Consider the following 22,900-nt stretch of genomic DNA (forward strand, 5'->3'; position numbering starts at 1 on the left):
TCCTACCATAAGCCGCTTTCTCCCTTGCTTAGTCTGCGCACAGTGAAGTTAGCCCCCAGAATCAGCAGCAACCCTACTAACGACTTGAACAAGCCGATTGCAGCCGTATAACTGTATTGAAATTGCTGTAGTCCTACGCGATAGACGTAAGTGTCAATCACATCTCCTGTTTCAAAGGTGACCGGATTGAGCAAGTTGATAATTTGTTCAAAGTTTGCGCTCAAGAAGCCGCCTAAGCTGAGAATGAACATAATCGCAATCGTCGGCATAATCGACGGAATATTAATATGAAACAAACGTTGCCAGCGATTCGCTCCATCCATGGTAGCTGATTCATGCAGTTCGGGATTAATACCCGAAAGCGCTGCGAAATAAATAATCGAGCCCCAGCCGATGTCCTTCAAAATGGCCGAACCAACTACAATGGAGCGAAAATATTCCTTGTGCCCCATATAAAATACCGGTTTCCCACCGAACCAGCCGACGATCTCAGCAACGATGCCCGTGGTCGGCGACAGGAAATAGATGACAAGGCCGGACATGATGACCCACGAAACGAAATGCGGTAAATACATGGTCATCTGCACGAAGCGCTGAAAAAAGCGGGATCTGATTTCATTAAGCAAAAGCGCTAACACGATCGGTGCKGGAAAAGCAAACAGCAGCAAATACAGATTCAGCAGCAGCGTATTACTCAGCAACCGATAGAAATCGGCCGAATGAAATAGCGCCTCGAAATGCTTAAAGCCCACCCAAGGACTGCCCCATATCCCGTCGATGACGCGAAAATCCTTGAAAGCGATCAGCACCCCGTAGATCGGGCCATATTTGAATACGAGAAAAAAGGCATAAGCAAACAGATAGAGCGCAAACAGCTCCCTATTTTTCATAATCGTTTTCATGTCATGTGCACTTCCTCAGGGCCAGTTGCGACTCCTCCCCGGCAGCGGCGAACGACTTGCGGCCGAGGATTCGGATTCGCTTCTCAAGCTGATTATTTTTTGAACTGCTTCTGGTACATGTCGTTAGCTTCCTTGGTCAGCTCGTCTCCGCCCTTCACTTTCCACTCCGCCACATACTTATCGAAATCGCTAAGCGGCAATTCTCCACTAATAATTTGGGCAAAATATTTTTGCGTTAGCGCCGTCAAATCCTTCTTATATTTGCCATCTGACGGAAGCGCAGCGAACAGCAGCGCATCTGTCTGGTTTGGTGCGGAAGAATAGGTGCGAACGGCTTCGTTCATCTGCGGATTGGAATATTTATCCCGGTAAGTCCGCGTCGTGATATTGCCCAGCGAGAACAATCGAATGCCAACCGCATCACGCTGTTCTTGTTTTTCGAAGCCGGTTAAAACTTTCGTCGCGCCTGAAGTCGCTCCGCTGGCTACAAAATCCCATTGTGTTCCTTTTACGCCCAAGCTCGTCATGTTGATCGTTTCTTCGTCACTGCTCTCTGCTCTCAAAATTTCAAAAATTTTGTTTAATTTAGCTGGGTCATTCTTCACCTTGTTGCCAAGCACAATGTAATTACTTTTTACTCCCCAGTCCCAGCTTCCGCTGCCGCCAGGGCCCTTCGGATTTTTACCCAGTTGGAGCTTAGCATTCGGATTGATGTCTTTCATAGCTACATTTGTGGCACCATCCGCGAGCGCTGCTTTACCGACTTGTTCTTCAATCACACCAATTCGATTGTTGTACAGCTTCTTGCGGTACGAATCTTGTGTATCCGTAATATATTCCGGATCGATCACGCCGTCAGCATACCATTTACGCAACTTCTCAAGAGCATTCTTCGCCTCCGGCATGATGGAGCCGTTCATAATCTGCCCCTGCTTTTCGTGCCACATCGTTGGTTGAACGCCATAAGCACCAAATATCGAGTAGAAGCCTGTCGACCAAGTCGACGTTGCCGTACCGGTCAAGCCGTAGGTGTCGTTCTTGCCGTTTCCGTCCGGATCCTTCTTGGCGAACGCATAAGCCGCCTGCTCGAATTCATCGAGGGTCTCCGGGAGCTTGGTGATACCGACTTTGTCGAGCCAGTCTTTGCGCCACAACATCGTAAGATCATAAGGTTTCAAATCGATAAACATCGGGACTGCCCAGAGCTTGTCGCCAAACGTTACTGTCTGGAACAGCGCCTTCGACTGCTCAACATCTTTATAGTATTCGGGCATTTTCTCTTTCACCATATTGAGATCTAGATCCATTAAGACACCTTGCGCTTGGTAGGCAGATACGTTCGATGGATCACCCAGCATGAACACATCCGGTACGTCACCGGAAGCGATACTAGCGTCGGTTACTTTAACTGGCTTGATTTTGATATTGAATTTCTGTTCAAGCCATTTCTGCACAGGCGTATCGGCAACGACCGCCCGCGCTTGGAATTGAATGCCCCACGATATTTCAATTGGTTTTGCAGCACTACTCGGTTGACTCGATACGGAAGCTGTATTCTTTTCTGTGGAACACCCACTAAGTACGCTTGCTGCCATGCTGGCTGCTAAGACGGTGAGTGCGACTGGTTTCATTTTATAGATAGGCACAATAATCTCCCCCTGGTTCACATCATGAATTCCGTTCCTTAACACGCTCTACCCCGGCCGGGAATTGGGAACGGTTACATCCTTTACGATATCCCGTGGCACGCAACTACACAATCATCTCATTCGATTTTTGTTATGTTTTTCCTTTCCGTGGCTGGTTGTATCGCATTATGTTATCCGATTTTTCGTATGTTTTTCGCCTCTCGCCTTCCCCTTATTTCATTCTGTGCTATAATTTGCTTGGTGCTGAGTACGATATCCACCCAATATTGAAAACGCTAACACTACGAAAGGAGGGTCTGGATGCCTAGTCTTCAAGTAATTCGCAACCGATCTCTCTTCGTCAAACTATTGTTATCGATGACGGCGATCGTCATTGTCACGGTTATCCTCATTTCCTCGGTCACCTATACGATTTCTGCCGATACCAGCATTCAGAACTCGATTGAATATAATCAATCCATCATGGAGCAGCAGCGGGAACTGATTCATAAAGAACTGAATGCAATACAGAATATCGCCTCGAGCATGGTCATGACCCAATCCTACCTGTATCACAAAATAAACGATAAGCTAAGCGTGTCTTCACTCATTGACTTGACACGATTCTTGGAAGAACAGCAGAAACTGAGTCCTTATATCGACTCCATTTATCTCGTATACAATAAACTTGATCTCATTCTGACCTCCCGTTCCGATATGAAAATGTCCTCGTTATCTTCCTTCACCGACCGTTCTTGGATGACGGTCATGAGTGAAGACACCGCGAACCGGACCGTGTGGCTGACTAATCGTCCTGGCAATGCGATAAAGGGGACACTTGCCACCAGTTTAATGCAGAAAATGCCGCTCATTGGTCCGGTTGATGGGGCCATCGTGATCAATTTGAAGCTTGACCTGCTCTTCAAAGAATATTTGAGCCATTATCATAATAAAAAGGGGCTGACGCTTGTCCTCGGTTCCCAAGGCGAACCTCTCTACAGTGAAACGGAAGAAGCGGCAGCGCTAATCGGGAAGCTGGATAAAAGCGTTCTATCCACTCCTGGAAGCGGATCATACGTCGACGATCGACGGTGGATCGTGACCTACACCACTTCTAGTGTGACAGGCTGGAAGTTTGTCAATTTGACCAAACGATCCGTCCTGCTTGAGGGGCTGAGCCGCATAAAAATGATTGTGGCTGCTATATCCGCTATTTATGTCACTGTTGCCATTTTGCTGCTGTTCTACATCTCACAACGACTATACCGGCCACTCAAAAGCGTTATCGCCTATATTAGTGGCGGCGATAGAGCAAGCCCAGAGGCCTCCTTGCTGGCCGCCGATGAAGCGAGCTTCATTCAGCAGGCATTCGAACGGCTTCGCCATAGCCGTGAAACCATCCTAAGCGAGAAGGAACGGGTAGAAACGTTGCTTGGCGACAACCGTTCCGCGATCAAAGAGAAATATTTGAGCGATCTCATCAAGGGACGGGCGATTTCGCAGCAAAGCAGTGGGCTAGAGAAGGATGCAGCTGAGCTTTTAGGGTTAAAACTGAATTTTGAACGATTTGCTATCTTGACGATCGAGGTCGAGGAGCAATCCCTACTGAATGACTCGACTGGCAATCTCCATTTTCATCTATTTCAATATGGCTTGATTGAAGAGCTCGGACCCGAAATCGACGGCGAAATTTTCGCTCGAGACGATGAACGCATCATCATCATTATTGTTGCTGTTCCTGCCAATCAAGACGAGGTTCCGATTGAGCTTGCTAGGAAGCTACAGCGAAATATGAAGAACCGCTACGGCATCCTTGCAACGATTGGACTTAGCCGCATCCACACAGATGTGTATTCGGCTCAAACCGCCTATGAAGAATCCGTCGAAGCGCTCAGCCTGAAAATGTATGTCGGCAAAGGCGAAATCGTACCCTATACGATCGTTAGCTCTTGGAAGCAGGATGAAGAGACTTATTTTTACCCGTACGAGTTAGAGACAAAGCTGCTTCAAGCGCTGCTTCAATTGAACGAGGACGAATGTGCGGAGACGATCAACCGTATCACGAATGAGGTAACCGCACGCAGGCTAGGGAAAGCCAACGTGCAGCAACTCTTCTTTCAATTAAGTGGAGAGATTGTAAAAACGCTGGTCCAAACCGGTGGAGATATGACCGCTGTACTCGGTGATCGACCGTTCGTGCTGTCCGGTATCCAGACGCTTCGCGATATGGAAGCACGGTTGATGGAGATGTGCACCCAAATCATTGCGCACAATCGGGAGAAGCGGTTGAAGCTGAATGATATGACTTTGCAGCTTGCCACCGAATTTATGGAGAAGAACTATAATAACAACATTACGATTGAGACGGTTGCCGGTCACGTGCAGCGAAGCACGTCCTTTTTGAGCCGTATTTTCAAGGAAACAACGGGTACAACGATCAACGACCATTTGATTCATCTGCGAATCAAACGGGCCTGTGAACTGCTGCGTCAGCCCAAATATTCGCTGGAGGACATCTGCCGTGAAATCGGCTATRCCAACGTCAGCTACTTCAGCAAGCTGTTCAAATCGCGCATGGGGAGTACGCCTGGACAATATCGGTTACTGAAGACGACGGTAGACCAGATCCCGGCGGGAGGCCTGGAGGATTCGGAATAGGAGTGGTAAGAAGAGACCGCCTCCCGAGAGAACTGTCTTGGGAATGTATAGTGGTAGAATGGGGAATGGCCCTAAAAATTAAACAGCGACAGGCTAGGACTTGAAAAGTCTTAGACTGCTGCTGTCTATTGAACTATCGTTCTGCATTAACGTAACGCACCACCATTGAATTGATTTCATCTGCAAGTTCAAGAATCTCCTTCCACCGAGATGAGTGCCGCACCGCATTAATATTCCATTCTTTACCTTGCTGAATTGCTAAAAATTCATTTCTTAAAGTTGAGCTTTTACGCATTATATCAACACTAATTAGCCCTTCTCCGACTAATTTTTTTAAGTTGTCTGTGTGTAAAAATGATATAGCACCTATATCGAACTCTTCAAAGATGTTATATTCAATCACCAAATCATCAGAGTTTATCAAATAAGTTCCGCATCTCTTTATCGTATCGACATATAGTTCATATAGTTCTTCTATTGATATACTCTCCATTACACCAATCTCCTTGCTTAATGAAACACACGATTGTAAACGACGGTTCTAAGTAAAACTAAAGTTCACCGTTAGTTTCATCCATTTCCAGTTACAACTTTTCTTTTCTAAAAGACAGAATTCTAAGTTGGTCATCATCCTTGTAATTTTTACATTTTGATAATTCAACATCAATATAATCACTATCTCTTTCGTGTATTCGAATCAATTTACAGACATATTCCGTCTTGCCTTTGTCTGTACTCCATGCATCTCGTGAGTTATCAACTATCCAATTTATTTCTTTACCATTTGAAATTACATCATGAATGGCTGGTCCGCTATCCATTCCTGGTTCTATAATCATTAGATTGTCTCCTTGCCCCTCATTAAATCTTGTTACCATTTTATCAACTCGTTCAAGGTCAGCTCTGTCAAGATGAAAAATAACTGAGTTGGTAGCAGTATCGTTCACTTTATTTGATTGATTTACAAACACAAAAATGAAGACAATCAAAACAATAATTATGAATGTCTGAGTAATAATTAAATTTTTTTTGGATTTAATATTTTTACCTCCTTCAAAGTTTTATTTACATTCTTTTACGAAAACGGCGAGAATATGTTGCGAAATCTGCCCTTTAGCTGAGCGCGCCTTTTTAATCTTGTTGGCAATCGGATCAAGTTCTTGTCATTGCCAATTAACAAGAACTTGATCAGATTAAATAAAAAAGTCCCGTTCCTGTGTATTGAACAAACGTTTCTCGTTAGGGCAATGACATTTTTACTCGTATGCCTTACCAGCCAATAAAGAGGTTGCAAGCAGAACCGTCTGGATAAAACGATATTGTTCCGCTTTCTGGATCTTTTTCCAAGTACGGATTATAAAGAAAAGACTCGTGCTGCCAGTCCAATGCATAGAGATACTCGCTTGGTTCTTCAGCTACTGCTGTTGAAACCCCCAGCTCATCGGTTAACGATGAAAGAGCTAGTCGACCCGTTTACGGGTGAGTGGTTATGACTGATAGCACAAAAGTGCTACTTTTAGATCCAAAGACTCAATTTGGATGCATTTTACAGGAAACTTGTGGATAAATGGCGAATGTTTCCATAAGGGGTTCGCCTTAACTGCAAAGAGAGGTGAAAGCTTTTGAAAGGCCTCGTCATCACAATGATTTTGCTTGCATTGCCTTTTTTGGTAGGAATCCATTTAGCTCATGCTACAGGGGTCTTGGATTCCATTGAGCCATTGAATAAAATCGCTCTACCGATAGCAGAAGCGTTGACGGACACGCTGAAGCCTATCACGGAAACGGCTGGGGAGCTGACGGACACAGTTGTGCAACCGGTCGCAAAAGCGGTCACGGACCCGCTRAAGCCTATYGYGGRAGCGGCTGGGRAGCTGACGGACACAGTTGTGCAACCGGTCGCAGAAGCGGTGTCGGACACGCTGAAGCCTATCGTGGAAKCGGCTGRGCAGCTGACGGGCAATGTTGTGCAACCGGTCGCAGAAGCGGTGTCGGACACGCTGAAGCCTATCGCAGGAGCGGCTGGGGAGCTGACGGACAATGTTGTGCAACCGGTCGCAGAAGCGGTGTCGGACACGCTGAAGCCTATCGTGGAAGCGGCTGAGGAGCTGACGAACAATGTTGTGCAGCCAATCGCTGAAGCGATGACGGACACGCTGAGGCCGGTCGCGGAAGTGGAAGGTGTGCAGCCGGTGTTGGACTTGGTTATTTCGCCCGCTGAGAGCGCCTCTGCGGATAAATCGCCGATCCCGAAAGCTGGTCCTTCGGGCATAGCACCTTCGACTGCCCCCTCATTGCCTGTTGCGAGCCGTTTGGAGACTGCGGGAGGTTCATACACCGCTGAAACTCAATCAATCCTGAAGCCTGCGCCGCCTTTATCAGAAAAAGGTCATCAATCGGCAATCACGAATTCGTCGAATAAATTTATGTCTGCACAAACAAGCCAATTTCCGGGAAGAGAAACGATCCCGACTATGCCGTCATCGGAACCTACGCTGCCTCCGTCTGCATCAGCTATAGGCTCGCTGTTGCCTTTGGCTGCTAGTGTCAAAGATGGCAAAGCGAAGCCTTCGTATTCGGGAAGCAATTGCAAAGCGGTGCTGATTGATAAAGCCGATGCTATGATACAGTGTAGCGTAATGTCATGGCATTGCCGGACCCGACATTACTTAAATTGGTCACATGCTCCGCCGCTGCGTCCTCCTGTAGCTCCTGCTCTCGATAATTGCTTCAGCCAATCGAGAACAAAGGAGTGTAACTTAGATGCGCTGCACAAAAGCCAAAATCATGCTAACATTAAACGACAAACTGATTATTATGAACGTTTTGGTGCAATGGTCAAAGAAGACGGAGAGTCGGTTTCAGTCCAGAATGTACCGCGAGCTGGCGAAAAAACTGATATACCAAAATGTGATAGACGCCTTCGACGGTCAGGAGCTAACCATGATGGCACTCGCTTTGGAACAGGCTGGGGACAGCTCTCCGAACCCTCGGCATAAGCGAATCTACACGCAAATGGCTCAGAAATTGATGCTTGATAAGAAAAAGTTCCACCGCATCGCATTTCAAGAGCTATCCAATCGTTATCTCTATAAGTAGATTAAAAAGCACCGCGTTGTGGGAAATTAAAGTTTCAGACTGGATACATTGAAACCATGCGGTTTTTCGCGTCACAATTCGTTAAATAAGTCTTAGACTGACCATATTATTTAGATCAACGGCAGCCATGGACGTGAAAATAGTCCTTGACTGTCGCTTTTTTATTGAACAATCGTTCTTTCTTCCCTCAGTAATCAGCCAAATGCTACGAAGCGTGAATGCAGTCTTATGCCAAGGCACCTTTCGAGCGTATTTCCAAAATTCATATATCCTCTCCTTAAAAGGTTACTATCACTTTTCCTTCGGAGTGACCAGTAGAAACTTTATTTAAAGCCATGTTAATGTCATCAAAATTATAAACTGAATCTATAGCGGGTTTAATATCTTCATCCTCAACTAGTTTCGTCAGTTTTTGTAATTGCCTGCCATTGGCGGACACGAATAAGAAGCGATATTCTTTATTCTGTTTAACTGCTAATCGATCTAAACGAGCACCTACTAAACCAAACAATAGCTTTTTCCATATTGGAAAGTTATTTTCAGCAGCAAAGCGGTAATTGGGTAAAGCCTTCAATGATACCAATTTCCCTTGGGGTTTGAGAATAGCAAGTTCCTTTTTAATTTCTTTTGCCCCCAATGTATCGATAACATAATCGATATTAGATAGCAAATCAAAATAATTTTCCTCTTTATAGTTAATGAATTGATCAGCGCCGATGGACAGTGTACGTGATCTCCCTCTTTCACTGCCGCTCGTAATCACATATAACCCCATCGATTTGGCAATCGGGATAGCCATCGTACCAAAGCCGCCAGTTCCTCCAGGAATAAATAGTTTTTTATCGGGTTGAACATGAAGTACATCATGCAAGGCTTGATATGCAGTCAAAGCCGTGAGGGGTACTGCGGCGGCCTCAGTAAAAGAAAGATTTTTAGGCATAACGGAAATCGCATCCTCATGGACTGCCGCATACTCAGCAAAAGCTCCGATTTTATTTATTGGCAGCCTCGTATAAACGGGATCTCCAACCTTGAATTTCACAACATCTTTTCCAACAGCCTCAATAACGCCGGATAGTTCGTTTCCTAAAGTTAAAGGGAAGTCATAATCGGCAATCATGCGAATACTACCATTTAAAATAAGAATGTCTAAGGGATTTACACCTGCAGCTTTTACTTTGATAAGAACCTCATGGTTATTGATTTCCGGTATTTTTATATTGTTTATTTCTAATTGGATTTGTTTAGAATATTTTTCCATTTGTGCAGCTTTCAATTCTTCATCTTCTCCTTTTCTCATCTATCTTAATTCCACATTCGTTTATTGGAAAAATTGATGGCGCACTTTAACTTGCACGCCATCATAAAGCAATATCCATGTTATTCTTTACTGTTGTTGAGTTCTTTCATCGTAGGATAATCTGTGTAACCCTCGCTTCCGTTACCAGAATACAATGTTTTACGATCTGCTTCATTCAAAGGAAAGCCTTCTTTAATACGTTCAACTAAGTCCGGATTAGCTAATGACCATACCCCGACTGGCGCCATATCAGCAAGGCCATTATCAATATCTACACTAAGATCTTCTAGAGCCCGTCCAGCTCTATTGACTAATAATGGATTTGGCCAGATGTTGCGAATTTCACGGAGCAGTGTTTCGTCCCCTAAATGCATAACATGGAGGTAAGCTAAATTATATTGAGCTAATTCTTTTACAAGGTGAAGATAAACTTCAGGACCGTGTTCGCCCTCATCAATTCCGTTAAGAGGTGTTCCCGGCGAAATACGGAAGCCTGTTTGTTCTGCTCCAATTTCTTCAACGATTGCTTTCGTTACTTCAATTGCAAAGCGAGCACGGTTCTCTATCGATCCACCGTATTTATCCGATCGTGTATTAGAATTCTCCCCAATAAATTGATTAATCAGATAACCATTTGCTCCATGAATTTCAACGCCGTCAGCTCCTGCTTTAATAGCTGCCGCTGCTGCTTTCCGGAAGTCTGCAATTGTCGTCTGGATATCTTCTTCACTTAACTCTCTTGGAACGGGTATTTCCTGCATCCCTTTAGCCGTAAACATTTCTACACCAGGTGCGATCGCAGATGGTGCAACGGGTTGACGATGATGTGGTGTATTGTCGGGGTGCGAAACACGACCGACATGCATTAATTGGATAAATATAAATCCACCTGCTTCATGTACCGCATCCGTAACCTTTTTCCAACCTTCAATATGCTTTTCCGTATAGATACCCGGTGACCTTAAGTAACCTTGACCATCATCAGAAGGTTGTGTGCCTTCAGTAATAATTAAACCCATCGATGCTCTTTGAGCATAATAATGGGAAGTTAGCTCTCCCGGCGTACCATCCTCTTGCGCTCTACTTCGTGTCATTGGTGCCATCGCTAACCGATGGGGTAATTCCAGGTTGCCAATTTTCGTTTTGCTCCACAGTTTTTCCATTTTAAAAACCCCTCTCTGAATTGAGTTTATTTTATTAACTCCAATGTTTCTTTCGATTATCGCTCCACTTTAGCCAGTGCGGATCAGACCGCATTTGTCATGAGCTTGTGAGGCAGCAACCGCGGCAAGAACGCCATGAACTTGTTGCGCCCCCTGTTATGATTAAAGTCTTGCCCCGCGAATTCGCGATATCCTATATCAGCCACCTGCCCAACCTCCATGACGCCGCTTCTAAACAGCTTTGAGGTGGCTAGCCCGTGTCGATCATATTCGTCTCTTGCTCCAGCTGTGTCTCCAAGAATTCCCCGTACAAGCCGAAGCCCGCATTATTAACAAGAAAGTCGACGGTGATCCCTTTTTCTTTAAGCTCCCTGTAAATTTCCTCCGCCATGCCAGGTAACGCAACATCTTTGGCGATGTATGTCGTTTGGACACGGTACTTTTCCCGATCCCTCGCGAGATCCACGAGCTTGTCCTCGCTGCGTGCGACCAGCACCAAGTCGTATCCGTCTTTGGTGAAACGATCCGCCAGCTCTTTTCCAATTCCGCCCGACGCTCCGGTAATTAGTACAGTTTTGCTCATCATTTAAGCTGTGGGTAAATAGCAGCTACACCGCCAGCGAGAGCACGCTGGAGTTGACGGCTCGGTTCGTCAGCAAGAATTTCAAAGCTATCGGACTCTATTCCATCAATTGCAATTTTTGCAATATCAGCAGGGTTGGACTTCGGAGCTTCAACGCCTGACGTCATGTCTGTATCCATAAAGCCCACATGCAAGCCAGCTACTCTCACATTTTGAGGATACAGATTTAAGCGCAACTCGTTCGTCATTGCCCACGCAGCCGCCTTTGCAGCCGAATAAGCGCCTTCACTCCCCCCACCACTGAACCATGATAATGCTGAAAGGATATTCAGTATGGATCCTCCACCATTATTAATAAGAATAGGTGCGAAATTGCGAATCATGGATAATGTGCCAAAGAAGTGCGTATTAAATTCCAACTGAATTTGATCGAGATCACCGTCAAGCAAAGTAGCGCCTGTAGCCGATCCTGCATTGTTGATCAGAAGCGTTACATCTTGAGCGGCCATAGCAGCTGCAGCTACCTCTTGAGGGTTCGTAATATCAAGCTTTACAGGAATTGCACCGGGAATGTCAATGGACTGCGGATTTCTTGCTCCGGCATACACCTTAGCCCCTCTGGATAGAAGTTCAAGGGCAAGATGGCGACCAAAACCTCGGTTCGCGCCAGTGACAAATGCAACTTGTTGAGAAATATTCATTTTCATGTGCTCCTTTTATTGTAGTCTGTTTATGAAATTGTTTTGTTTTCTTGAAGCTATTCGGTCTGCGTTTTGATACGTAGTAAGTACGGTAAGCGAGTTTGACTCGATACTTGTTTTTTAATGAGAACGATCATTCTCAATATCGTAAAAAAAAAAGCTGCGTGCCCTACTCTGTTGTTTTTGTGTGTTGTGTTATTTGTTGTTTTAACTGCGCTGATAAACTTCATTGTAAACTATGCTTTAGAGCTTCTTTCGGCCATTACTTTTGAGAATGTTCATTCTAAAATAGACGTAAGATAACTCGATCACAAAGAGCATGGATTAGCAGAAGGGAGACTTCACATCTGAACTGACTACCACAATTACCCTTATTCTTCCAAGAGCTTCATCGAAATATGAGTAATACGGTGAAGCTTTTCTTTGGAAGCCGAGGTTCTTGCCATTACCCTTAACCCAATCCATACATTATGCAGGTATTCCGCCAATTCCTCAGCATTGTATGTGGAGGTGAATTCACCGTCACGTTGTCCCCAAATAATAATCTCCCTGAGCAATTGCTCTGCTGTCGTGAATGCTTTCGTGGACTTGTTATCCACCTCGACGTCGCGCGCCGCCAATTCTACGGCCGAATTCACCATTAAGCAGCCGGCTGGCGAGTCCTCATCCCCGTCGATCATGAAACCAAAAATAAACTGTAATGCCTCCGAAGCGGTCTTGGATCGTTTAACCCCTCCTGCAAGCGCGGCGCTGATTTTGTCTTCAAACCGATCCATCGCTTTCAGGAACAGATTATGCTTATCTCCAAATGTATCATACAAGCTTCTTCGATGAATACCCATATGCTCAACCAACTCGGTCATGGACGTTTTCTCGTACCCCTGCTCCCAAAAGAGCCGCATCGCCTTATCCAAGACCTTTTTCTCTTCAAACTCCTTGCTTCTCGCCATTCCCATCTCCCTCCCTCAATTAATATAACATATTGAGAACGATCAGTAAAGAATCGTTATGCTCTTTTTTGAATGACTTAATATTTCCATTGAGTTGGTTGTCCTTAGGACGAAGGAATGTGAGGGCAAAGACCCGTCGAGATTTGGGAGAGTGAATCCCCAAGGACCTTGTGGAGAGAAGCGTGCAGCATAACTTTTATCGAAGGTAAGTTCAACTCAATCATTAATTCAATCAGTTTCCATTTAGGCGCACTAGCTTGCTTGGAGTATGCAAATCCATCTTAGCAACAGTAATCAAACAACAATTGGAAGTAGCATTTGAGGTTAACACCCCATTTTGACTGAATAAAAAAAATCGCCCCCCCGCCTAGCGAAAGGGCTAGGAATGAGGACGATCTTATTGGTTTTATAGCTAAGGCTGAATCTCAAAATAATCGTAGTCGGCGTTGATTGCCGGCGTTCCCGAGCCGCTGTGCTGCGCGTGAAGGCCTACCCTCGGATTCGGGAGCGTAACACCCGTTACAGCCGAACCAATTGGTGTCCAGACTAAGTCATCGATGCTATAGTAGCCTGTGTATGTCGTGCCAGACTTCACCAATTTTAAGTAAATGCTGCCTCCCGCTGTCGTCGGTACAGCTGTTGTCTGCTGCGTGCCGATACCACCGGTTTCCTTCACAATTCGTAGCTTGTCACCGGCATTGTATGCCCGTTCAACCTTGATATAGTTATCGTCGTCCGAGTACACAATCAAACCAGCGCTCTGGTAATTCACGGTTGGCATAAATGCGAGCTTCGTCGTAATGGTGTAGTCGTTGGAGGCTGGCGTTTGCAGCAGTATATCTTTCTCCGTACCGCTGATTGCCCAGAGATCCCCAGGATCACTAGTAATCCGGAAGCTTCCTGGCTTCGCGCTCAGGCTCGTATGACCGTTGACTTGATTCAAAATGGTCCACTGGCTGCCAAGATCCGTACCATTGAAGCGGTCGGACTTATTTAACGGTGAAATCCGGAAGTCGTCAAAGTCGGCATTGATCGCCGCCGCGCCGCCACTTCGCTGAGCATGCAGTCCCACAAGCACAGGTGCCGCCAATTGTATGGTTTCTGGTACACCGATAATCGTCCATGTTGTTCCGTCCACGCTGAAGTAACCAGTAAAACTGCTACCTGCTTTGACCAGCTTCAAATAGACCAGATTGCTACTAATGGGATCCGATGTGATCTGTTTTCCTGTACTTGTCGTGCCGTTCTCCCTTATGAGACGAAAGACATTTCCGCCCTCAGCGACGTTATAAGCACGCTCGACCTTGATGTAGTGATCGTCATCCGTATAAACCAGCAGACCGGCACTTTGATAGTCAGCAGTCGGGTTGAAGGAAAGACGGGTTGTCAGCGCAAAGTCATCGTAAGGAACCGACTGGACGAGCAAGTTTTTCTGGTTGTTGCCTGTTTTCCATATATCCGATGTGGTGACAGCGGAGATCCTAAGCTTGCCCGGAGCAGCGGTCAAGCTCCAGTTCGCCGGCTCCTCGCGTATCCATCTCCAATCGGGATTGAGAGTCGTCTGACCGAAATCATCAGTCCGGTTGCCTATGTTGACGAGGCGGACATCATCGAAGGAAGCTTTGCCGTTCATGGAGCCTATGCCAAACAAGCCTCCCTGGAATTCAGAATCTGATGCTCTTATCATCGTAATATTATCGAAGCGGATTGTGATGGATCCGTTCCTCCCATCACGTTCAATAGTTATGGTATGGAAGGCATTGTCACTCAGCCAGTCGATGCCGTTTGAATCGGCCAATGTGGCCGCTGAACCTCCTTTGACCTTGTAAAGCCTCACGTTGGCAGCGCCATTGTCCAACTGGAGGAAATAGTAATTGTTCGCATCCTGATAATCGAATAGGACAACAGCGTTGGCATTGGGAGATATCGTGACATCATCCCCCAGCTTGGCTTTTAACGTCAGATTATACCGGTCCGCTGCAGAATCACCACGCAGTGCATATTCGCCGGGTCGCCCACCGCCCTGCACCGCATAGCCGGTCGCTGTAATCGAATAGGCATTGCCACTACCATTTGCACTGACTGCCCAACGACCTGTATTAAGCGGCGTCCAACCTGTGTTAGGTGTCGTACCTTCGAAGTCGCTAGACAGAGGCTTAACACCAGGTGACATCGTCAGTTCAATGCTCCAATCCGCTACATCGTATGCTACATCACTGTTTCGGTTTGTTACGAATGCAAGCACGTCACCCTTTGCAACCGTGATGGTCTCGGATATGGCATACCCGGTTGTGTCTGCCTTATCGACCGTCTGCCAGCCCGAGGTTGGCCATACATTGGCTGTGTTCTTTAACAGCTTCACACGAAAGCCGTCACCCTGCTCATAGGTGTCATGACTCGCTACACGGGCCGCTACTTGTACGGTACCGTCTGTTGGCGCAACCCACTTCTGCACAGCATCAGTTGATGAGCCCGGTATAACATAGTTCGAGGTAAAGGTTGGATCGCTGCTGTCGCCAGACCAATGTGGCGAAAGCAGCTGAGTGACATTGAAGTAATCAAAATCCGCGTTTGCAGTAACAGCTGTGTTCGTATTCATAGCTGCAAGTCCAATTCGGGGTGCGTCCAAAGGGATATGGAAAGAGCCGCTAAGTTGTGTCCAATCGGTTCCGTTTCCACTGTAGAAAGCTGTCAAGATCGGACCGACCTTCTTAAGTCGCAGATAAACATCCGATGAGCCGAATGTGTCTGCGGCGAAAATACCAGAATCGCGGAATATCGTCTGTGGGTCCTTCTGGTACTCGCGGATAAACCGGATGATTTTCCCACCATTCGTGCTATTGTAAGCCCGGTCCAGCTTGATATAGTTGTCGTCATCGACATACAGGATAAGTCCTGCGGACTGATAGTTGACCGTATTGTTGAAGGACACCTTCGTCTCCGCAATGTAATCCGGATATGCAGCACGCTGCAGCAGAATATTTTTTTGGTTATTGCTTCCCGCCCATGTATCACCGGGCTCGGTAATAATGCGCAGCTTACCCGGTGCTGCTGTCAATGACCAGTTCGCCGTCGGCGGCTTCGCCCACTGCCACTGGCTGTCGAGCGAAGTAGAAGCGAATGTATCCGATCCTACCGTGCCTGTGCCTGTACCAGCGGTGGCCCAAGTAAGCGGCGAACTCGCAAACGCGTCCTTTTCATAGAACCAGCCGCCAGCGCCTTGTGTTCCTTCAAAATCACGGTCAGCCGCAGACACCGATGTGGCTGCACGAGCAGCGAAAATATAGTCGCCATTACGCTCAAGGGCTGACGATTTTCCATTTACTGTTACACTTGATACGGCAGGTGCATAGATCGCGATTGCTGAGACCGGACTGCTGTCAAGTACTAGATTGCTGCCGGTTAAGTCGAGTGTCGTTCCGTTCCACTTCACACCTAGATCATCCACCCGATCCTCAGATTGAATAAGGGGGACCCCGCCTCTCTTCAACGTCTTGCCTTCTGCAATTGAAGCAGATACCAATGTGCCGGACGACAGCTTCTCGATATATGCGAGCTTACCGTCATAGGCATATTCGTCGAACGAACGCTCCTTCATAGCTGAAGCTTCATGGGATAAGTAATAATATGCCGTATTGCCTCCTGCTCCCGCATTCAGATCGATCTTGAGCGCACTGGCGGTCTCAGCCGCAACCGAAGGCGTCGTTGTGAGCCGTGTGACCTGCACATTGCGGGCAACCCCAGTATCGGTCGGGTACAGCACCGTATCAAACGAAGCGTCGCCTGAGACGGATTTCCCATATTTGCCGAATTTCATATTTGGGACACTTGTACGGTCGTAATAGCCATCGTTCAGGGAAGCAGTCGTAAGCGCCGTTGGGTCTGCGGGAACGATCTGGATGTTCGGCTCACTGGCAAAATGGGAATTGATCTTTTTCGTAACCGGATCAAGTGTCGCATTCGCCCCAGGCAGCATATGCCAGTTCACTTCATAGCTGTTAGTGCCGCTGCCTACCACCCGGTCCGATACGATCCAGTAATCCGGTCTTAAGAACAGAACGCTTCGAGTATGGGCGAAGCCCGGTGTCGCATATGTCGTACCTTCAGTAAAATCAAAGGAACCGTTAGTTCGAAACCGGTCGATCGTATCCTTGTTTACACTGGAGATATCCTTGTACTTGTTCTGTGACAGCCCGTTGATACGCACTGTATTGTGTGATTCGGTGCTGTTGAACTGCCAATTCGAGACCGGATCTGAGCTCAGATAGGAGTTTACCCCCGTATCTGTCAGCAGCACTTTACCATAAGCATAGGCAATGACAGCGTTCTGATCCGGATGTCCGTGCGGGCCCGCACGGTTTGTGAAGTACATATATGAATCATCAGCATCCCAGCCGGAACGAAGCGTAACCGACAGGTTATCCGGATAGTAGCTGCTTGTATGCTTAGGCAACGAGCCGATTCTTGCCGAGTCAAGCACGCTGCCGACATACTTCAGTTCTTCGTCGCCAAAATCGTTGCCGATCTGCTTGAGTGTGGCGGCGAAGCTGGCGTAATGGCCATCTCCATAGACAGGATCATACCCAYTCGGCAGCGTCGAATCCATTTGGAAATGCGCTAGCTTCAAGATACCGTTGCGCATGGTCTGCGTTACCTCCGTACCATTTAGATCAGCCAAACGCTTCATATCATAGAACGATTGCAGGGACACCATCGTATAGTTGTAAGACCCTTCCGCATACCCACCGTCAAGTGTGAGCAGTGACGTGATCAGACTGTCCATCCGCTGGTCAGCCGTCGATTTCCACAGACTGGATTCAGCAAATTCTGGAAAATAAACCGTCGTTGCATATAGTCCCTTCGTCTCGTTGACAGCCCAGTTGAAGCCCGTATAGCCCGCCGGGTCAACCGCCTGCCAATGTGCTGTCTGCCATAGCTGCTTTAAGAGCGCAGTATTCGCATCTGCATCCAACGAGGGTGAGCTCCGAATAATCTCATACACACGAGGCCAGACAAACGTGCGGAAGGAGACGTCCAGACTGCGCGGATAGTTATAGGAATCGATGAAGCCCTCCCCCGTATGGCTTGTGCCGATAAAATCCAACATTAACCGAAGCGTCTCGCTGGCATATAACTCATTAGGCGCCCCCACCGACACCGAGTTTGCGTAGGCAGCAGCCAATGGTCCGATGAACTGGAACCGACTTATAATCCAGTTATATTCGTTGAATGCCCCACTATCAGGCTGTGTCCAATTCGGGCCGGCCGCGATGCCGTTCCAGGAGAACGTATTGGCCGCTTGGTTGCTCCACTTCAGCGTTGTTTCGCCCCATGAGCTGTCGGTACGGATGACGAGAATATCCATCGAGCTGGTGCCCGCCGCCATTTTGCCATAAACCTTAAGTGTCGCTGATGTAATGTTGCCCGTAACACCTGATAAATCAAAAGATAGGTATGCCCTTCTTGTGTTTACGTCAAAAGGAGTACTCGCCGAAATGCCACTGTCCTGAACATACAGCAGATTGCCGCTGCCATAATTCACATCGGCATAAGCCCCTGGCCGTGTATAGGTATCCTTCGTAACTGTAAGTATCTGCGTTGAACCATCGTCAATCTTCAGCTCTAGCACAGGCTTGTTCAAAGCCTGCTCCCTGCTGTTGAATTGGGCTAGCTTCGTATCATCCTTATAACGGCCCATGAGGTAATAATTGACTTCTTTGGCACCATTGTTCAGCACTGATTTGACACCTCCAGTCACATCCGTCGATAGGATTGCGTCTGCAGAGCCGACTGTAAACGTATTTTCCTGATATTCCCCATAAGCCGTTAAAATGTTGTCCTTGACCAAATCAGCCAAGAAGGTCCCGCTCGTCGTCAAAGGAAAGGCGCCATGCCCCGTACGTGTCCGGTAGTATGACAACAAATTAGACTTCGCCAGCGTATAATTGCCTGCCTTTACGGCACTCTCTACACCGAGCAATGCGCTGCTATATGCATAGTTGATTTTACTTGCTGTCGTCCATGCTGAAGCTCCGGCGTTCCAGACACCAAAAAACTGTTGGTCACTCATCGTGCTTGTATCAGCAAAAGCCTCCGCTTTTGGAATCCAGCTTTGGGGCACGTAAGTTAGCATCGTAAGGATTGCTATGATTAGACTGAGAAGCAGTCCCTTCTGCCATGTCCATCGTCCCATGAATCCTCATCCCTTCTTTTTACAAATTAAATTACTTATCAAAGCGCCTAACTATCATTCCTTGATCGCACCCAACATCACGCCTTTTACGAAATAACGCTGTAGAAATGGATACAACAGCAGAATTGGCACTGTCGCTACTACAATTGTTGCGTACTTGATCGTTTCCTGAACAAGGCCTTTGTCGAAATCGCTGACCGTCGTAGTCATTGATTCCGTACTATTCGCAATCAGGATTTCCTGCAGCACTAGCTGAAGTGGGTATAAGTGGCGGTCGCGTAAATAAATCATGGCATCCATGTAAGAATTCCAATGCTGTACGCCATAAAACAGAGTCATCACCGCAAGAATCGGCAACGATACAGGAATAAAGACGCGGAACAAAATCCCGAAGTCATTCGCGCCATCGATGCGCGCTGACTCCTCAAGCGCAGCGGGCACCTGCTGGAATGAGGTGCGCATGACGAGTAGATTCCACGTATTGATAGCTGTCGGAAGGATCATAACCCAGCGGGTATCGAAAAGATGCAAGTTTTTGATAATGAGATATGTCGGAATTAGACCGCCGGAGAAAAACATTGTGAATACGATGGCAAACATGATTTTCCCGGAAAACAGCACATTGCGGCGAGACAAGGCATACGCTGCGAATGAAGTCAGCAACAAATTAAGCGATGTCCCCAAGATTACATAGAACAAAGTGTTGCCGTACCCGATGGTCATCATCGGATCGCGCAGGACGAGCTTATACGCCTGTAGACTGAGGCCGGCGGGAGCAACTAGTAGACCGCKATGCTGCATCAGCTCAGCCGGCGAGCTGACTGAAGCAAATACCGCATACATAAACGGATATAGCGTCACCGCTATCAGTCCCAGCATGAATAGTACGTTAACTAGGTCGAATACCCGCTCGCCCAAAGGTCGGGTTCTAATCAAATCGGATCTCCTCCTACCAGAGTTTGTGCTCGCTCATACGCCGGCTCAGCGCGTTGGCTGTGAGCAGCAGAACGAAATTTACAAGATTATTTACGAGGCCGATTGCAGTAGAGAAGCCGTAATCAAACTGTAGCAGTCCTCGCCGGTAGACGAAGGTCGAGATGACATCAGACGTCTCGTAGGTGGTCGGATTGTACAACAGCAGAATTTTCTCAAAGCTGCCGCCCGACAACAGATGACCGACTCGCAAGATAAGCAGTATCATAATGGTCGGCATTATCCCCGGAAGTGTGACATTCGTCAGCTGCCTAAGCCGACCTGCTCCATCGACCTTCGCCGCCTCGTACAGCGACGGATCGATACCAGATATAGCAGCTAAATATATAATGGAACCCCAACCAACGCCCTGCCAAACACCAGACGATACATATATGGTACGAAACCATTGTGGGAGAAGCAGGTAAGAAATCGGCTTCACATCGAACCACGAAGTGATTTGGTTGATCAAACCGTCACTCGCCAAGAAGTCGACCATCATGCCTGCGATTACGACGATCGAGATGAAATGCGGCAGATAGCTGATCGACTGCACAATGTTCCGAAACAGCTTATTGCGCAGTTCGTTCAGCAAGAGCGCCAGCAAGATTGGCGCCGGGAAGCTGAAAATCAGATCGAACACGCTCAGCAGAAGCGTATTACGTACAATCCGCCAGAAGTAGTAGCTGTTATAGAATGAAACGAAATGCTTGAAACCGACCCAATCGCTGTTCCAAATACCTTTCGTCGGCATGAAGTCTTTGAACGCAATTTGCAGGCCGTACATCGGTGCGTACATGAATACGATGTAAAAGACAACGACGGGAAGCAGCATGAGATAGATATATTTGTTTCTCACCAAATCCTTCGTCACAGCTTGAAATGATAACGCTTTCATATCCATGTTCTCCTATTCGATTACTTATGTGGAACGCCCCGGTTGACGGCATTCGGCCGGGGCGAGCTTTTTTATCTTTTCAAGTAGCGGTCATATGCGGCTTGCTCAATTTTCAGAACATCCTGTAACCCCATCTTGTTTAATCTATCGACGAACTTGTCGAAACTCTCAATCGGCTCAGCGCCCATGATGAATTTATCAAACATTTCATCATTGTACGTTCGGACATCGGTCATAACAGCTGCCAACTTTGACGATTCATCCGATGAGAGTGATAGGGTCGGCAGCCATCCCCGGTTGTCTGCCTTCATCCATGTTGACAATGCATTCTTCTGCTGTGGCAAAGCAGCATTCTGCTCCATATAGCGCTTATCCTGGGAGATCGGAGCTCCGAAAGGTATCGCATATTTCGTCAGTGCTACACCGAATGCAAGCCCATCCTTATTTTTCATGACATCATCTGAATACTTCGGATAGCCGTTGTCCATCGTATAGCTCTTGCCATCGATACCGAAGTTGAACAGAATGGCGCCTTTTTCACCATATTTGTAATCCAGCCACTTGACTGTTTCGATAATATGTTTATTGTTCTTGGATATTGCCGCTCCAAGCCCGTTGAAGATAGGCTCCTGCTGGCCGAGCACCGGCTTGTCGCCCTTCTTCAATGTCGGGTAAGGCGCCCCTACCAAGTCGAATGTCGGATGTTTGCCGTTCATTGCTGCAAGGTACGTTCCGATGCCACCACCTACGGTCACCTCGGTCGCACCGACCAGATCCCCGGTTACCTTAGCATTCTTCTGCTTATCGTCTGTCGCCGCATAATCGGGATCGATTAAGCCTTCTTTATACCAGCTGCGCATCGTTGTGAGAAATTCCTTGAATTGTGGCTGCAGAGCACCATACTGCACCTTACCAGTCGCCGTATCTAGATAGAAGTCGTTGCGGATTCCCCATGCGTTCAGGATGTCGTTGCCCCAGTTCATTTTGCCCTTTTGGAATAACAGAGGAATTTCATCTGGCTTGCCATTGCCGTTCGGATCTTTTTCCTTGAATGCTTTCAGCACCGTATGCCATTCTTCAATTGTCGTTGGGACCTCCAGCTTCAGCTTGTCAAGCCAATCCTTGCGCAGCGCGAGTCCATAGTACGTCAGCAAGTAGGGATCATTGCGAATAAACGGGAACGAATAGATCTCTCCGCTGTCCGTCGAAATTTGCTTGCGGATTTCCGGGTTCGCATCCAGCAGTTTCTTCAAATTAGGTGCGTATTTATCGATGTAATCATTTAACTTGATGATCGCTCCATTCTTCAGTGCGTTCTGTCCACCGCCAGGGTAGCTGTTCCAATTCCACTCAATGACGTCCGGATAGTCCCCAGAGCTAAGCATCAGATTGAACTGGTTGGCTTCCTGTCCTGCTGTCGGGTGCTTAAAATCCGCATGAATTCCTGTGATTTTTTCCAGCTCTTTGTATGCTTCCATATCATTTAAGCTGTTCATGCCGCTGGGCCGATTAGTAGACAGTTGAACGAAGTAGCTAAGCGTAAGCGGTGAGGATACGATCTTGCCATCGGGCAGCGCTGCGGGAGCAGCTGTAGATGCTGCAGCGCTAGGTGAAGCGCCTCCTCCTTCCTTCTTATCCCCGCTACAGCCTGATGTGAGAACTGCTAATGAAATCACCAGCATGGATGCCGTTACAGTACTAAACCTGTTCCGCCCCTTCTTGCTGTCTCGTAATTCACTTTGAACGCTCATTTCGTTTTTTTCCATCGATTGAACTCCCCCTTATCATTCGAATTGGGCCGCCTCTTAAAGCGTTCGACCTTGCTTCGATTGTATCGCCTCGTTCTGTAGGTT

Annotated in this window: 17 protein-coding genes; 2 read left to right on the plus strand and 15 right to left on the minus strand. The window is 47.2% G+C overall.

The window, feature by feature from the left end:
• Positions 1-2: 2 nt before the first annotated feature.
• Entirely contained in the window at positions 3-902 is a 900-nt protein-coding gene (locus AC1DLM_RS04490) for an ABC transporter permease (protein WP_441992108.1), read from the minus strand.
• A 92-nt stretch (positions 903-994) separates the two neighbouring features.
• Positions 995-2,548 carry an extracellular solute-binding protein gene (locus tag AC1DLM_RS04495; RefSeq protein WP_477569245.1) on the minus strand — a complete coding sequence of 518 codons (1,554 nt, stop codon included), beginning with the start codon at positions 2,546-2,548 and terminating at the stop codon, positions 995-997.
• Positions 2,549-2,851: 303 nt separating this feature from the next.
• On the opposite strand from AC1DLM_RS04495, the gene AC1DLM_RS04500 reads away from it, so the two are divergent.
• A complete protein-coding gene (locus AC1DLM_RS04500; RefSeq protein WP_477569246.1) occupies positions 2,852-5,188 on the plus strand; it encodes a helix-turn-helix domain-containing protein in 2,337 nt (778 codons plus the stop codon).
• Positions 5,189-5,321: 133 nt separating this feature from the next.
• Here AC1DLM_RS04500 and AC1DLM_RS04505 read toward each other — a convergent pair whose 3' ends face one another.
• The 3 genes from AC1DLM_RS04505 to AC1DLM_RS04515 all read right to left on the minus strand — a co-directional run bounded on the left by AC1DLM_RS04505 (position 5,322) and on the right by AC1DLM_RS04515 (position 6,625).
• A complete protein-coding gene (locus AC1DLM_RS04505) occupies positions 5,322-5,681 on the minus strand; it encodes a hypothetical protein (protein ID WP_477569247.1) in 360 nt (119 codons plus the stop codon).
• Positions 5,682-5,772: 91 nt separating this feature from the next.
• Entirely contained in the window at positions 5,773-6,159 is a 387-nt protein-coding gene (locus tag AC1DLM_RS04510; RefSeq protein WP_477569248.1) for a DUF4362 domain-containing protein, read from the minus strand.
• 298 nt (positions 6,160-6,457) lie between these two features.
• Positions 6,458-6,625, minus strand: a complete 168-nt coding sequence (locus AC1DLM_RS04515; protein WP_477569356.1) for a DUF2716 domain-containing protein — start codon at positions 6,623-6,625, stop codon at positions 6,458-6,460.
• A 185-nt stretch (positions 6,626-6,810) separates the two neighbouring features.
• On the opposite strand from AC1DLM_RS04515, the gene AC1DLM_RS04520 reads away from it, so the two are divergent.
• Entirely contained in the window at positions 6,811-8,187 is a 1,377-nt protein-coding gene (locus tag AC1DLM_RS04520) for a hypothetical protein (RefSeq protein WP_477569249.1), read from the plus strand.
• 377 nt (positions 8,188-8,564) lie between these two features.
• Here the strand turns inward: AC1DLM_RS04520 and AC1DLM_RS04525 are convergent, their stop codons facing one another.
• The 10 genes from AC1DLM_RS04525 to AC1DLM_RS04570 form a co-directional block, all read right to left on the minus strand.
• A complete protein-coding gene (locus AC1DLM_RS04525) occupies positions 8,565-9,587 on the minus strand; it encodes an NADP-dependent oxidoreductase (protein WP_477569250.1) in 1,023 nt (340 codons plus the stop codon).
• A gap of 80 nt (positions 9,588-9,667) precedes the next feature.
• Positions 9,668-10,750, minus strand: coding sequence for an alkene reductase (locus AC1DLM_RS04530; RefSeq protein WP_441992102.1), 1,083 nt, complete (start codon positions 10,748-10,750; stop codon positions 9,668-9,670).
• Between the two features lie 83 nt (positions 10,751-10,833).
• On the minus strand, positions 10,834-10,956 hold the full coding sequence (locus tag AC1DLM_RS04535; protein ID WP_441992101.1) for a hypothetical protein: 123 nt from the start codon (positions 10,954-10,956) through the stop codon (positions 10,834-10,836).
• Positions 10,957-11,000: 44 nt separating this feature from the next.
• Complete coding sequence (locus tag AC1DLM_RS04540) at positions 11,001-11,336, minus strand: SDR family NAD(P)-dependent oxidoreductase (protein WP_477569251.1); 336 nt, start codon at positions 11,334-11,336, stop codon at positions 11,001-11,003.
• Positions 11,333-12,034, minus strand: a complete 702-nt coding sequence (locus tag AC1DLM_RS04545) for an SDR family oxidoreductase (RefSeq protein ID WP_477569252.1) — start codon at positions 12,032-12,034, stop codon at positions 11,333-11,335. The genes AC1DLM_RS04540 and AC1DLM_RS04545 overlap by 4 nt, the downstream gene beginning before the upstream one ends.
• Before the next feature lie 371 nt (positions 12,035-12,405).
• Positions 12,406-12,984, minus strand: coding sequence for a TetR/AcrR family transcriptional regulator (locus AC1DLM_RS04550; protein ID WP_477569253.1), 579 nt, complete (start codon positions 12,982-12,984; stop codon positions 12,406-12,408).
• A 412-nt stretch (positions 12,985-13,396) separates the two neighbouring features.
• Entirely contained in the window at positions 13,397-19,177 is a 5,781-nt protein-coding gene (locus AC1DLM_RS04555) for a beta-xylosidase family glycoside hydrolase (protein WP_477569254.1), read from the minus strand.
• Positions 19,178-19,231: 54 nt separating this feature from the next.
• Positions 19,232-20,110 (minus strand): carbohydrate ABC transporter permease, encoded by an 879-nt coding sequence (locus tag AC1DLM_RS04560; protein WP_477569357.1) that lies wholly within the window; start codon positions 20,108-20,110, stop codon positions 19,232-19,234.
• Between the two features lie 16 nt (positions 20,111-20,126).
• Positions 20,127-21,047, minus strand: coding sequence for an ABC transporter permease (locus AC1DLM_RS04565; protein WP_441988931.1), 921 nt, complete (start codon positions 21,045-21,047; stop codon positions 20,127-20,129).
• Between the two features lie 71 nt (positions 21,048-21,118).
• Positions 21,119-22,813 (minus strand): type 2 periplasmic-binding domain-containing protein, encoded by a 1,695-nt coding sequence (locus AC1DLM_RS04570; protein WP_477569255.1) that lies wholly within the window; start codon positions 22,811-22,813, stop codon positions 21,119-21,121.
• Positions 22,814-22,900: the final 87 nt, after the last annotated feature.

Source organism: Paenibacillus sp. 01T442 (assembly GCF_056398345.1).